The following is a 12,469-nucleotide window of genomic DNA, read 5'->3' on the forward strand; positions in this document are numbered from 1 at the left end:
GCTGATTTTGGTTGACCTGGGCATTTGCGTAAGCCCGGTCGCCTGGCCTGCGGGTTTGTTTATCCCCAAGTTATCCACCGATGAAAAAAGAGCCTTTCACACCAGTCACACGCCTCTGACCAGGGGTAATGTGAAAAGGTGCAGGTGAGAGCGTTGGCTATCCACAGGTTATCCACAAGGTGTCCTGGACTGTTGTGAGTTATGCACAGTTAGTGCACAAGTATATTCACAAGCCCTGTGGATAACTTGATTTGCATTGCGCCTTAACCGCCCTCAACCGCCCTCCGCCACGTCTCTCGCGCCAAGTTTTGAGGGTGCTTAGAGGTTGTCCGGTGCGGCGATTAAAGTAATCGGCATGAGCGAGAACGCAGGCATGAACTTCGACGACGGCGCCCCGCTGCCCGACGAACCCTTCGATGATTTCGGCGGCTCCAGCGACTTCGGCGCTGGCGCGGGCTTCGGCTCGGGTGGCGCGGGTGGCGCCGGTGGCTCGGGTGGCGCCGGGTTCGACTCCCGTGGCCGCAGGGAAGGCGGTCGCTGGAGCGGCTCGGGTGGCCAGGGCGGTCGGGGTAGCCGGGGGAGCGCCCAGCAGATCGTTCGCGAAATGCCGCAGAACCCGGAGGCCGAGCAGGGCGTGCTCGGCGCCATGATGCTGAACAAGGACGCGATCGCGGATGTCGTGGAGACCCTCGTCGGCGATGACTTCTACGTGCCGAAGCACAAGACTATTTTTGACGCCATACTTCAGCTCTACGGAGAGGGTAAAGAAATTGATCCGGTCATCGTTAGCGGGCGCCTGGATCGAGACGGCGTGCTGGGCTTCGTCGGCGGCTCGGGTTACCTTCACAGCGTCTATTCGAAGACCCCGACCTCGGCTAATGCCAGCTATTACGCCTCGATTGTGCGCGAGAAGGCCACGCTGCGTCGCCTAGTGCAGGCGGGCACGACCATCGTGCAGCTTGGCTACGCAGGCACCGAGGGTGCAGAGGTAGACAGCGTGGTGGATCGCGCGCAGCAGGAGATGTTCGCCATCACCAACGAGGCTGCGCACGACGATTATGAGGTCTTTGCGGAGCTGGTCGCTTCGACGGTGGGGGAGATCGAGCAGCTGGAGAGCCAGGACGGCGTGGAGATGGGCATCCCCACTGGCTTCGCTGACCTGGACGACCTGACGAATGGTCTGCGCGGCGGACAGATGGTGATCGTCGCGGCCCGCCCGGGTGTGGGTAAGTCCACGCTGGCGCTGGACTTCATGCGTTCGGCCTCTATCCAGCAGGGCAAGGCATCTGCCCTTTTCAGCTTGGAGATGAGCAAGTCGGAGGTCATGATGCGTATCTTCTCCGCAGAGGCGGAGGTGCGCCTGGCCTCTATGCGCGGCGGCAAGCTGACCGACGACGACTGGGATCGCCTGACAGTACGCATCGGCGAGATCGAGGATGCGCCGATCTACATCGACGATTCGCCCAATCTGACGATGATGGAGATCCGCTCCAAGGCTCGCCGGCTGAAACAGCAGGTGGACTTACAGCTGATCGTGGTAGACTACCTGCAGTTGATGTCTTCGGGCAAGCGCGTGGAATCCCGCCAGCAGGAGGTCTCGGAGTTCTCCCGCCAGCTGAAGCTGCTGGCCAAGGAGGTTAACGTGCCGGTTATTGCGATTTCGCAGTTGAACCGTGGCGTGGAGTCGCGCGGCGACGATGCGCTCCCGCGCGTCTCTGACCTGCGTGAGTCCGGCTCGCTGGAGCAGGATGCCGACATGGTCATGCTAATCAATCGTCCGGATTCCCAGAACCCGGATCACGAGCGCGCCGGCGAGGCGGACATCATCCTGGCGAAGCACCGTGGTGGCCCGATCGGCACCGTTACGGTGGCCAACCAGCTGCAGTTCTCCAAGTTCTCGGACATGGCTCGCGACATCAGCCCGATGCCTTAGCGCGCCGGGCTCCCGGGCGCTATAGATCGTCGAACACGTAAGGATCACTCCTATGAAACGCCTCCCGCCCATCGCCCTGGTGTTCCTCGGCGGCGCATTGGGGGCGGTTATTCGTTGGGCTCTGACCGTCTGGCTTCCCGCGCTCGGCGATCCCACGCGCGTGCCCGGCGCGGCAACCCCGCTGAACGTCACCGGTGGCATCCCCCTGGGCGACATGGCACTGCTGGTGGTCAATGTTCTAGGTGCACTGTTCCTGGGGATGCTGGTGGGCCTGATCCCGGATTCCGGTCACCCGTGCCGTGCGTTCTGGGGCACGGGAGTGCTCGGCGGTTTTACGTCGTTTAGCTCGTTTGCGGCGGCTGTTGACGCCACCACCGATTCAGCTTCTGCCATCCTCATCGGGGGAACCTACGGCGTGTTCACGCTGGCGCTTGGCCTATTTGCAGCTGCGATGGGGTTGCGCCTCGGCCGGGTTTTCAACGAGATGGCACGGCTGCGGCACGGGAGCAGTGCAGCCCAAGCAGACAGCGGCTCCGGTGCTGAGCCGGAGGCCGCGCCGGGGAATGGGGGCACGCGATGAGCACCGGAGCAACCCTCATTGAGCTGCTAGCCGTCGCCCTCGGAGGCGGGACGGGAGCGGCGGCCCGCTACGCACTGGATACTCACCTAAAGTCCCAACGCGGCTGGGCGCCTCTGTGGAGCCTGGCGGTGGTGAACCTCCTGGGCACCATCGTGCTGGGGTTGGCGCTGGGATTCGTGCTGCAACACTCCGACGGGGCGGGCCAGGTTCTGGGCAAGACCTTCGATAGCTCCCGCCCCTTGAGTATCCTATTCCCCCTGCTCGGGGTGGGTATAGCCGGTGGGTTTACCACGTTTTCCACGGTGATGGTGGAGGTCTTCACCCGCCCCCAGCCCACTCGCCGCATCGTCGGCGTGGTAGCGATGACCGCCGCCTGCTGCGCGGTGTTCTTCCCTGCGCTCTGGGGCGGCGCCGTGCTGGCTGGGGCTTAGTGTGATGCAGTGCTTGCAAGGACGCGCAGTGCTCGCGGACGCTTAACGCGGGTACTTAACGCAGTCGTGCGCGCGGGAGACCAGCCCGCTACTTTTTGGCCGTCACCCAGATGTCGATCTCCACGTACGTGGATTCCGTGCCCTCGTCGTCCGCGAAGTGCACCTTCACCGGCACGGTCTGGCCGCCAGATTCCTTGGTGATCTTCTCGAAGTCCGGCAGCTCCGCCGTCGCGGTGGCCGTCAGGCTGCCCTTCGTCTTCTTCAGGTACTGTGTGCGCATGCCCTGCGGCAGCCAGCGGTGCGTGTTGGGAATGGAAGCCTCCGCCAGCATGCCCATCGCAAACTCCGCAAGGTTGCAGGCCGCGATGGCATGGAAGGTTCCAATGTGGTTGTTCAGCAGCCACCACTTCTTCGACCGAACCTGGCAGTAGCCCGGTCGCAATTCCTGTAGTCGAGGCTGTACGGTAAGGAAGTAAGGTGCCTTAGCGCTGGCTGCCAGCGAAAATAGACCGTTACCAAACGGCTTTTTCGCGAGGTTTTTGTACATTTTGAAGGTGCTGGACGGATTCGCGTTGGCGTCATAAATAGACATAGGGAGAACTCTAACGCGGAATAAAGCCACCGTTGCGTAATGTTGGAAAAATATGCGCTTCCCCTTCAGCCGGGGCGGCGCGAAGAGCTTTGAACCAAGCACAACCAACCCGAAGGGAAAGAAATGGCGACCACCGAAATCACCGGAGCAAACTTCCAGGAAATCGTGCAGGGCGACGGCATCGTCGTACTGGACTTCTGGGCGGAGTGGTGTGGTCCGTGTAAGCGCTTCTCGCCCATCTTCGAGCAGGTTTCCGAGGAGCACCCGGAGGCCGTGTTCGGCAAGGTGGATACCGAAGAGAACCAGGAGCTTTCCGCAGCTCTGCAGATCCAGTCGATCCCGACGCTGATGCTGTTCCGCGATGGCGTGCTGCTGGCTCGCGAGTCCGGCCTGCTGCCGGCGAAGGCTCTAAACGAGCTGATCGCCAAGGCTGAGGAGCTGGACATGGACGAGGTGCGCAAGCAGATCGAAGCCGAGCAGGCCAACGAGCAGTAGCGACTCCGCTCCCGCGTGGGCGGCCGCGTTGGTGGTTCCCGCGTGGGCGGCCGCGGGAGCGCTTTCGTGCGACCGTAGGCGCTACATCGTATTGACGTCGATGACGAAACGGTAGCGCACGTCAGAATCCAACACTCGCTGGTAGGCGGTGTTGATCTCCTCCGCCGGGATGATCTCCGTCGCCGCGGTGATGCCGTGGGTGGCGCAGAAATCAATCATCTCCTGGGTCTCTCTGATACCACCGATGGCGCTGCCCGCCACAGAGCGGCGCTTACCAATCAGGGCACCGGCGCTGATCTGCATTTTCTCCGGCGGCAGGCCCAGCATCACCATCGTGCCGCCGCGTGCCAGGGTGGAGATGAATGGCGCCGGATCCAGTGGCGCGCTGACCGTATTAATAATCAGGTCGAAGCTCGCAGCGAAGGGCTCATGCCAGCCCTCCTCCTTGGTGGCCACGTAACGATTGGCACCGAAGGCTAGGCCGTCGGCCTCCTTCGACTTCGAGTGGCTTAAGACCGTCACGTCCGCGCCCATTGCCGCGGCCAGCTTCACGGCCACATGGCCCAGGCCGCCCATGCCGACGACCGCCACGCGGGAACCCTCGCCCACACCCCAGTGCTTTAACGGGGAATACGTCGTAATGCCAGCGCACAGTAGGGGAGTGGCCGCCGCAGCCACCTCCGAATCCAGGTCAGCGAAGGCTTCCGGAATGCGGATCAGAAACTCTTCGCGGCACACGATGTGAGTGGAGTAGCCACCCTGCGTGATGGTGCCGTCGATGCGGTCGGGCGCGTTATATGTGCCGGTCGCGCCGGGAAAGAGTGGATTTCGTCAGCGCCTCTCCGGCGCCGGGAGCTGAGTAACATGCAACGTCCATGATCCCCAGGCTACGCCGGATCGCAATTGTGCTGCGTGGCTGAGATGCGGGCGCAGGCGGCCTAGGGGGCGTCCACAAGAACCATCGAGGAACAAGTCAACGACCGATTCGCGGAACAGGGCAGCCGCAGGGATAATGCTGTAGGCAATATTTAGGATTATTCGCACCAGGAGGTACGCGATGGGACGCATCAACCCCCGGAAAGCTGCGGTCGCACTGACCGTCGGGCTGGTCGGCTTTGCCGGTACCGGCATGGCTGTGGCGAAGGGCGGCATCTCTGCGAACCTGGCGCTGTCTGGCACGTTCTTCACCGTCACGATGTCGCACATGTCCGGCGAAGAGTTCTCGCTCTTTATGGATAACGACTTAAAGGGCGAGGAGCACTTGCCTGTCGCGCGTGTAAAGCTGCAGGATGCGAAGGCCTCTGACATGTGCCTTTCCACCACCGTGCCGAACCTACCCGCCGTTGGCGAGGCGACCTTGGCACTGCGCGCGACCGGCCAGAACAGCGTGGATGCGAAGGATCTGGTTGTTGGGTCGACCGACATCAAGGGCAGCCTGCGGATGGCGGACCCTAACCTTGGTATCGACGCCAAACAGGTTAACCGCGAAGCGCCGGACGACGCGTGGGGTCTGCATTCGAGAAGTGTGCAGGTCGTGGCCGATAAGATCGTCGCCACGTCCGTCGGGGCGAAGCAGCTGAACGTTTCCGGAGTGGAGGCGAGCGTGCGGCGGGGGACCGAGAATGCCTGCTAGCGAAGACAGCGCGAGTTCGGGGGTAGGCACGCAGCGCGGCGGTAAGGGCAGGCTCGCGCGCTTTGCCGAGTGGCGCCGCGGTCGGCCGTTCGTGCCGGGGTTGTTGGTGCTGCTGTCGGGTGTTGTGATTATGACGCCCGCGTATCTGACCGTGCGCATCTCTGACCTGCTGGTGATGATCTCCACGTTGTCGGGCGTATCCACACTGTTCCTCGGAGCGGCGCAGATCATGTTCGGGTTGGGAATTTGGCTGAAGCCTTCCACGTCGGTGTACCTGGGCGTTTTTGCCATCTTGCTGTCTTTGGTGGCGCTGCCGGCCTCGAATATCGGCGGGTTTTTGTTGGGCTCGTTGCTGGGGATTTTTGGCGGCGCGTTTGCGCTGGCGTGGGAGCCGGGGGACGGCAAGCGGAAAAAGCCCAAGGCCGCCGCGGCTGAGCCGGCCGAGGAGCGCGGCAAGGATGGCGACGAGGAGCGCGGCGAGGAGAGCGCCGAAGATGGCGGCGAGGAAAGCGGCGAGGAGCGCGGCGAAAATGGCGCCGAGGGTGGCGATGCGTCGCAGTCCGGCGGAGGCGGATACTCCGCGACCGTCGCTGCCCTGCTGGTGGCGGTGGGTATCGCGACCGGCGTGGGCATCCTAAACGCGAACGCCCCGTACAGTGTGGCGCAGCCCGCCCGCGTAGGCGACGTCGGCCAGGTCACCGCCGACAACGTAACTTTCAAAGGGAACGTGCGTATCGGCGTGGATACCGTGGGCACGGAGCACGGCCGCCGCGACCTAATACGCATCACCGGAGACCGCCTAGAAATTAAGAACCTGCAGATCCGGCTGCCGGGCCAGTGGGGCGACGGCATGCTGCACACCGGCTCGAACGTGGAGACATACGTGATAGACGGGCCAGTCGTGGTGGAAGCGACGTCCCTACAGGCCGTTCCCGCGCTGGCCGACATCTCCACGATCCCGGTGAAGGTGGACATTTCCGGTAGTGCGGGGGACGTGCTGCACCAGCTGGGCCTGGTCCCCAGCGAGGCACCCATTCCGGATCCGGTGATGGAGGTCGTCTCGCTCAAACAAGTGAAACTCGACCTGATGCACCTGACCGGGCGGGACATGAACGCCCCGGTGATCCACCTGAAGGCGCTCTAGCCAGCCGCCAGCCCCCTTTCGCCCCGTGTGCCAAGTGTGCCGTGCTAAAAGCCAGTACGCTGGAATGCAACAGGCTGCAGTGCAGCTAACTTGAACACACCATCACGTCCGACACAGGAGCTTTCCCATGGCGAATCCATTTTCTAAGGGCTGGAAATACCTGATGCAGTCCCTCGATACCAAGATCGAGGAGAACGCGGATCCCCATGTACAGATTCAGCAGGCCACCGAGGCCGCCCGGAAGCAGCACCAGCAGATTTCCGAGAGCGCAGCCCGCGTGATCGGCAACCGCAACCAGCTGGAGATGAAGATGAACCGCCTGCAGCAGGATGCACAAAAGCTGTCGGACAACGCCCGCACTGCCATCCAGCAGGCCGACAAGGCCGCTGCCGCCGGCGATCAGACCAAGGCCAACGAGTTGAACCAGACGGCGGAACTGTTCGCTTCTCAGCTGGTCACCGTCGAGCAGGAACTGGATGAAACCAAGCAGCTGTACGCCGGCGCGGAGGAAGCCGCCCGCCAGGCACAGCAGCAACAGCAGCAGTCCGCCGCCCGTCTCGAGGAGCAGATGTCCCAGATTAACCAGCTGCGCTCCCAGGTGGACCAAGCGAAGATGCAGGAGGCCACTGCGAACTCCATGCAGCAGATGGATGGCCTGGTGCAGAACGACGACGTGCCGACCTTGGATAGCGTGCGCGACAAGATCGAGCAGCGCTATGCTCAGGCGCTCGGCAGCCAGGAGTTGGTGGAGAACTCGGTGCAGGGTCGCATGGCAGAGATCGAGTCCGCTGGTAACGACATGCGCGCCACCTCCCGCCTGGAGGAAATCCGTGCTCAGATGAACTCTGATGACGGCGCGAACGCCCTCGAGACCGGCGAGAGCCAGGGCGAGCTGGAGCGCTAGCCGACGGCGCTTATCCCCTCCAAGCGCAGCACACCTGGTGTAAAGTATCCAGGGTTCGCGGGTGCACCCATGCACCCGCCCTTTTATCGTCTTGGAGGGATACTTTTGTCCGAAAAGCCTTTTTTCGACGCCGCCGATCCCGACCGCGCCACCACCCCAGCCGACGCGGCCGAGCCAACGGAAAGCGTTTCCGAAAACCTCAGCCCCGAACGCCCGGGTCACCCGACCCCTCCAGGGGAGCCCGCGGCTGGCGCGAAACTGCTTATCGGCATGCTGGTAGCCGCAGCTTTCGTGGTGATTCTCAACGAAACCACCTTGGCCGTGGCACTCCCCGTTTTGATGGGAGAATTTGGCGTCACCGCCGATGCGGCGCAATGGCTGACCACAGCGTTCATGCTCACGATGGCCGTAGTTATCCCGATGACCGGCTACATCATGCAGCGGTTCCGGCTGCGGTCGATCTACATCGCGGCACTGACAACCTTCCTGGTCGGCACGATTCTGGCGGCAGCCGCGCCGACGTTCCCGATTCTTTTGGTCGCTCGCGTGGTGCAGGCCAGCGGCACGGCGCTGGTGATTCCGATGCTGATGACCACCATCATCCGCCTGGTGCCCATCGATCGCCGTGGCGCGGTCTTCGGCCTGGTCTCGGTGGTTATTGCAGTGGCTCCGGCGCTGGGGCCGACGTTTTCTGGCGTGGTGCTGGAGGTTCTGGGCTGGCGCTGGATCTTCATTCTGGTTGCCCCGCTGGTGCTGATTTCCCTGGTCGCGGGCTTGTTCCTAGTGAAGAACTTCGAGGAGCCGACGCGCCCTTCCCTGGACGTACTATCCGTCTTCCTGTCCGCATTCGGCTTCGCGGGCTTGGTCTACGGCCTGGCTGGCCTGTCCGAGTTGTCTGACGGGCTGCCGGTGCAGCGCCTGCTTATCTTGGCTGCGGGCGTGGTTATCCTGGTGCTTTTCTTCCTGCGCCAGCGTTCCCTGGAGCGCAGCGATAAGCCGAACGCTACCCCGCTGCTGAACCTGCAGCCGGTGCGTGTGCGCGAGTACAACCTGTCTCTGGGGTTGCTGCTGCTGACGTTCTCCATGCTCTTCGGCTTCATTATCCTGATGCCGCTGTACGCGCAGAATGTTGCGGGCTTGTCGGAGCTGAAGACCGGCATGGTCTCCCTGCCCGGTGGTCTGGTGATGGGGTTGCTCGGGCCCGCCATTGGCCGGGCTTATGACGCGCGCGGCACCCGTCCGCTGATCATTCCCGGCAGCATCCTCATCGCGATCGGCATGATGGGCTTTGCCGCCCTGGAGCAGACGGAGAGCTTGTTCGCGTGGGTTGGCTCCGGCACGTGGCCGGCGTTTGTGCAGCTCATGGTCCTTACGGTGGTCTTGAACCTGGGCATTGCTTTGATGATGACGCCCCTTATGTCCAATGCCCTGGCGGCCGTGCCGGATTCTCTGGCTTCTCACGGGCAGGCAATTTTGAACACGTTCCAGCAGGTTGCCGGTGGTGCCGGTACGGCAATCTTCGTGGCGGTGATGACGTTCGCCTCCACCCGCTATGCCTCGAGCAACGCGGCGGAGCTGGCTGGCTTGGCGGCGACGGATCCCGCTCTGGCCGAGCAGCAGGTGGTGGGCCAGGGCATCCACGTGGCGTTCTTGGTGGCGGCTTTCGTTTCGGTGGTGCTGATCGTGCTGTCGGCGTTCCTGAAGTTGGACGCCAACGAGTCCGCACATCCAGGCCACCTGAAGAAGTAGAAGGGGAACTGCGAAGCGCCGCCCAGGGGTATGGGCGGCGCTTTTGCTGTGCACGCGGCTGGGGAGGTGGCGGCGCTTTTGCTGTGTGCGCGGCTGGGGTTGGCGGGGATCCGGCGAGGCCCCGCTGAACCCACGGCGAGGCTCCCGTTGAAACGCCGGCGAGGCTCCCGCTGAAACCCCGGCGAGGACCCGTTGAAACCCCGGCGAGGACCCGCTGAAACCCCGGCGAGGACCCGCTGAAACCCCGGCGAGGACCCGCTGAAACCCCGGCGAGGACCCGCTGAAACCCCGGCGAGCTACAGCGGCAGCTTACGCAGAATCGGCAGCGGCAGGTGCTTCAGGATCAGCATGATCGGGCGGAACAGGGGGTGCACCCAGATCAGGGACTTACGGTTATCCACGGCCTTGGCGATGGCCTTGGCCACGTCTTCCTTGTCCACGGTCAGCGGGGCATCGTCCAGGTCCTTAGTCATGTTGGTGCGCACCTGGCCCGGGCGGACGGTCAGCACGCGCACGCCGGTGCCACGCAGGGCCTCGTTCAGCATGCGGTAGAAGCCATCCAGGCCGGCCTTGGTGGAGCCGTAGACAAAGTTGGAGCGGCGAACCATCTCGCCTGCAACGGTGGAGAATGCCACGATCTGTCCGTGGCCCTGCTTCTTCATGTAGTCCGCCAGCAGCACGCCGACGGAGACGGCACCGGTGAAGTTCACCTGCGCGGCCTGCACGGCCAGCTTCTGGTTGGTCCACTGCTTCTCGTTGTCGCCCAGGATTCCGAACGCAACGATGGCCAAGTCCACGTCGCCGTGGCTAAAGATTTCCTCGAAAACCTGCGGGTGGGAATCGAAGTCCACTGCGTCGAAGGGGACGGTGACGACCTCGCTGGCACCGGCGGCGTTCATGCGCGAGGTGGCGTCGTCCAAAGACTCCCCAGCCCGTGCGGCCAGGATCACGCGCGCGGATCCGCGGGAGAGGAACTCCTCGACGACGGCGAGGCCCATGTCGGACGCGCCGCCGAGCAGCAGGATGGACTGGGGTTTGCCAACAGCATCAATCATTGTGACTCTTCTTTCGGGGTGGGGGGAGGCTGCGAACTGGATTCGCAGCTGGGGGGCAACTATTACGGGTGGCGACTAAAGCTCGAGGCGGCGGGACATGTCGGAGGCGAAAACCCCCGTCGGGTCGATGTTCTTACGGGTGGCCAGCCAGCCGGGCAGGCCGGGGTACATCTTGTGGAAGTTCTCGGCAGAGGTGCGGGACTCCTTGGCCAGGTACAGACGGCCGCCGAACTCCATCACACGGCGGTCCAGGTCGTCCAGGAAGGCACCCAGGCCCGGCTTGATCGGGAAGTCCACGCAGACATTCCAACCCGGCATCGGGTAGCTCAACGGGGCCTTGTTACCCTCGCCGAACAGTTTGAACACGTTCAGTGCGGAGTAGTGGCCGGAGGCCTGGATGTCGCGGATGATCTCCTTGAACGGCTCCACGGCCTCCATCGGCACGACGAACTGGTATTGCAAGAAGCCCTTGGAGCCATAGCCACGGTTCCACTCGCCGATCAGATCCAGCGGCTGGTAGAACTGCGTGAGGTTCTGCACCTGGTTGCGGTACTCGCCGGACTTCAGCCACCACAGCTCGCCGATGGCGACCATCGACAGCTTGTTCATGGTGAAGCTCGGGAAAATATCCGGCACCGTCATCAGCTGCGGAGCGTTGAACTTCAGCGGATCCTTCGCCAGCTTCGGCGCATACTCCTTCAGCTGGTCCAGAGTGGCCAGCGAGCCACGGGAGATCGCCGCACGCCCCAGCTTCGGCTCCGGGCTGATCGCATCGAACCAGGCGGAGGAGTAGGTGAAGTTGTGCTCCGAACCGTCGGAATGGAACGCGATGGTCTCGTCCAGGGAGTGCGTCATATCGCCATCGGCGATGAAGTATGCAGTCTCCGTCTTCGTCATCTCAATGGTCGCGCGCAGAATGATGCCGGTCAGGCCCATGCCGCCGACAGTGGCCCAGAACAGCTCGCCATCCGGGTCGTCCTCGGAGCCCTCCGGGGTCAGGTGCAGCACGCGGCCGTCGGCCACCAGCAGCTCCATGGAGCGCACGTGGTCGCCGAACGAGCCCGCGGAGTGGTGATTCTTGCCGTGGATATCCGGGCCGATGGCGCCACCGATGGTCACCTGGCGGGTGCCCGGCAGCACCGGAACCCACAGGCCGTAGGGCAGCGCGGCCTTCATCAACTGATCCAAAGTCACGCCCGCATCCACGTCCACGATGGCGGTATCGGGGTTGATGCTGTGGATCGTGTTGAGCTGCTGCATGTCGATGACGAGCCCACCGGCGTTCATCGCCGGGTCGCCATAACTGCGACCCATGCCACGGGCGATCACGCCACGGCGCAGGTGGCTGGGCTTATCCGCGTTATCGTCGGCCACGCGCGCGACGGCGGCGGCAATCTGATCGACATCCTGTGTGGACAGAACTTCGGCGGTCGTGGGGGCGGTGCGGCCCCACCCGGTGAGGGTACGAGTGCTGGTGTGCAATTCCATGGTCTCTACCCTAGCGCCCGCGCACGACAACCCCTCGGCGCGGCGCCGCGTGGAGCCCAAGTTGCCAGCGTTTTGGCAGTTGCGGCGGTGAGGGCGTCGATAAAAAAGGTGTGCGAGAAGCTAGTAGAGCTCCATGATCTGGCGAATTTCCTCCGGCAGTTCCTCCGGCTCGGTGATGGTTGGGCCGTCGTAGTCGCGCAGGATATCGCGCACGCGCTGGCGGCTGGTGCTGTCGAGGATGGGTAGCTCCTGGGCCATGAGGCGCGTCATGTACTCGTTGAGTGGCAGGTTTGTCCTGGTCGAAGCCTCGTAGCTGCTTTCCTTACCGACGCCCCCAATTCGCACCGGTGCACTCCTGTGCTCCTGCTCGGCGGGGGAAGGCTTGGAGCGCTTAAAGAGCTTGGTGGCGGCGGAGAACTTATCAAAAACAGCCATGGGGATGATCCTAGTCGGTGGTAACCTCCA

The 12,469-nt window shown here is 63.3% G+C and carries 13 protein-coding genes; 8 read left to right on the forward strand and 5 right to left on the reverse strand.

Going from position 1 to position 12,469, the window contains the following annotated elements:
- Positions 1 to 355 precede the first annotated feature (355 nt).
- From dnaB to ACKFRT_RS08775, 3 genes are read left to right on the forward strand one after another with little or no spacing between them, the layout of a single operon-like run.
- On the forward strand, positions 356 to 1,933 hold the full coding sequence (dnaB, locus tag ACKFRT_RS08765; protein ID WP_408925019.1) for a replicative DNA helicase: 1,578 nt from the start codon (positions 356 to 358) through the stop codon (positions 1,931 to 1,933).
- Positions 1,934 to 1,985: 52 nt separating this feature from the next.
- A complete protein-coding gene (locus ACKFRT_RS08770; RefSeq protein ID WP_408925020.1) occupies positions 1,986 to 2,513 on the forward strand; it encodes a fluoride efflux transporter FluC in 528 nt (175 codons plus the stop codon).
- Positions 2,510 to 2,944 carry a CrcB family protein gene (locus ACKFRT_RS08775; RefSeq protein ID WP_296215839.1) on the forward strand — a complete coding sequence of 145 codons (435 nt, stop codon included), beginning with the start codon at positions 2,510 to 2,512 and terminating at the stop codon, positions 2,942 to 2,944. Before ACKFRT_RS08770 ends, ACKFRT_RS08775 begins: the two co-directional genes overlap by 4 nt.
- Before the next feature lie 88 nt (positions 2,945 to 3,032).
- On the opposite strand, the gene ACKFRT_RS08780 is transcribed toward ACKFRT_RS08775, so the two are convergent.
- Positions 3,033 to 3,536 (reverse strand): hotdog fold domain-containing protein, encoded by a 504-nt coding sequence (locus ACKFRT_RS08780; RefSeq protein WP_296215838.1) that lies wholly within the window; start codon positions 3,534 to 3,536, stop codon positions 3,033 to 3,035.
- A 123-nt stretch (positions 3,537 to 3,659) separates the two neighbouring features.
- Here ACKFRT_RS08780 and trxA point away from each other — a divergent pair, with 123 nt between their 5' ends.
- Positions 3,660 to 4,031, forward strand: coding sequence for a thioredoxin (gene trxA / locus ACKFRT_RS08785; RefSeq protein WP_296215836.1), 372 nt, complete (start codon positions 3,660 to 3,662; stop codon positions 4,029 to 4,031).
- Between the two features lie 81 nt (positions 4,032 to 4,112).
- On the opposite strand, the gene ACKFRT_RS08790 is transcribed toward trxA, so the two are convergent.
- Entirely contained in the window at positions 4,113 to 4,769 is a 657-nt protein-coding gene (locus tag ACKFRT_RS08790) for an NAD(P)-dependent alcohol dehydrogenase (protein WP_408925021.1), read from the reverse strand.
- 319 nt (positions 4,770 to 5,088) lie between these two features.
- On the opposite strand from ACKFRT_RS08790, the gene ACKFRT_RS08795 reads away from it, so the two are divergent.
- From ACKFRT_RS08795 to ACKFRT_RS08810, 4 genes are all read left to right on the forward strand, one after another.
- Positions 5,089 to 5,664 (forward strand): DUF6230 family protein, encoded by a 576-nt coding sequence (locus ACKFRT_RS08795; RefSeq protein ID WP_296215832.1) that lies wholly within the window; start codon positions 5,089 to 5,091, stop codon positions 5,662 to 5,664.
- On the forward strand, positions 5,654 to 6,808 hold the full coding sequence (locus ACKFRT_RS08800) for a DUF6114 domain-containing protein (RefSeq protein ID WP_408925022.1): 1,155 nt from the start codon (positions 5,654 to 5,656) through the stop codon (positions 6,806 to 6,808). The genes ACKFRT_RS08795 and ACKFRT_RS08800 overlap by 11 nt, the downstream gene beginning before the upstream one ends.
- Before the next feature lie 127 nt (positions 6,809 to 6,935).
- Positions 6,936 to 7,712, forward strand: coding sequence for a PspA/IM30 family protein (locus ACKFRT_RS08805; protein WP_408925023.1), 777 nt, complete (start codon positions 6,936 to 6,938; stop codon positions 7,710 to 7,712).
- A 105-nt stretch (positions 7,713 to 7,817) separates the two neighbouring features.
- The gene (locus tag ACKFRT_RS08810; RefSeq protein WP_408925024.1) at positions 7,818 to 9,461 is read left to right on the forward strand and encodes an MDR family MFS transporter; all 1,644 of its coding nucleotides are present in this window, start codon (positions 7,818 to 7,820) and stop codon (positions 9,459 to 9,461) included.
- A 296-nt stretch (positions 9,462 to 9,757) separates the two neighbouring features.
- Here the strand turns inward: ACKFRT_RS08810 and ACKFRT_RS08815 are convergent, their stop codons facing one another.
- The 3 genes from ACKFRT_RS08815 to ACKFRT_RS08825 form a co-directional block, all read right to left on the reverse strand.
- Entirely contained in the window at positions 9,758 to 10,516 is a 759-nt protein-coding gene (locus ACKFRT_RS08815; RefSeq protein WP_296215828.1) for a decaprenylphospho-beta-D-erythro-pentofuranosid-2-ulose 2-reductase, read from the reverse strand.
- 75 nt (positions 10,517 to 10,591) lie between these two features.
- Entirely contained in the window at positions 10,592 to 12,004 is a 1,413-nt protein-coding gene (locus ACKFRT_RS08820) for an FAD-binding protein (protein ID WP_408925025.1), read from the reverse strand.
- 120 nt (positions 12,005 to 12,124) lie between these two features.
- Entirely contained in the window at positions 12,125 to 12,439 is a 315-nt protein-coding gene (locus ACKFRT_RS08825; RefSeq protein WP_408925026.1) for a hypothetical protein, read from the reverse strand.
- Positions 12,440 to 12,469: the final 30 nt, after the last annotated feature.

This window comes from Corynebacterium jamesii (genome assembly GCF_046097395.1).
Lineage (GTDB): Bacteria > Actinomycetota > Actinomycetes > Mycobacteriales > Mycobacteriaceae > Corynebacterium.

Coding starts and splice junctions, on each gene's coding strand:
- ACKFRT_RS08815 (WP_296215828.1), bottom strand. CDS start 10,516: ATGATTGATGCTGTTGGCAAACCCCAGTCCATCCTGCTGCTCGGCGGC.
- trxA (WP_296215836.1), top strand. CDS start 3,660: ATGGCGACCACCGAAATCACCGGAGCAAACTTCCAGGAAATCGTGCAG.
- ACKFRT_RS08795 (WP_296215832.1), top strand. CDS start 5,089: ATGGGACGCATCAACCCCCGGAAAGCTGCGGTCGCACTGACCGTCGGG.
- ACKFRT_RS08770 (WP_408925020.1), top strand. CDS start 1,986: ATGAAACGCCTCCCGCCCATCGCCCTGGTGTTCCTCGGCGGCGCATTG.
- ACKFRT_RS08805 (WP_408925023.1), top strand. CDS start 6,936: ATGGCGAATCCATTTTCTAAGGGCTGGAAATACCTGATGCAGTCCCTC.
- ACKFRT_RS08800 (WP_408925022.1), top strand. CDS start 5,654: ATGCCTGCTAGCGAAGACAGCGCGAGTTCGGGGGTAGGCACGCAGCGC.
- ACKFRT_RS08820 (WP_408925025.1), bottom strand. CDS start 12,004: ATGGAATTGCACACCAGCACTCGTACCCTCACCGGGTGGGGCCGCACC.
- ACKFRT_RS08825 (WP_408925026.1), bottom strand. CDS start 12,439: ATGGCTGTTTTTGATAAGTTCTCCGCCGCCACCAAGCTCTTTAAGCGC.
- ACKFRT_RS08775 (WP_296215839.1), top strand. CDS start 2,510: ATGAGCACCGGAGCAACCCTCATTGAGCTGCTAGCCGTCGCCCTCGGA.
- ACKFRT_RS08780 (WP_296215838.1), bottom strand. CDS start 3,536: ATGTCTATTTATGACGCCAACGCGAATCCGTCCAGCACCTTCAAAATG.
- dnaB (WP_408925019.1), top strand. CDS start 356: ATGAGCGAGAACGCAGGCATGAACTTCGACGACGGCGCCCCGCTGCCC.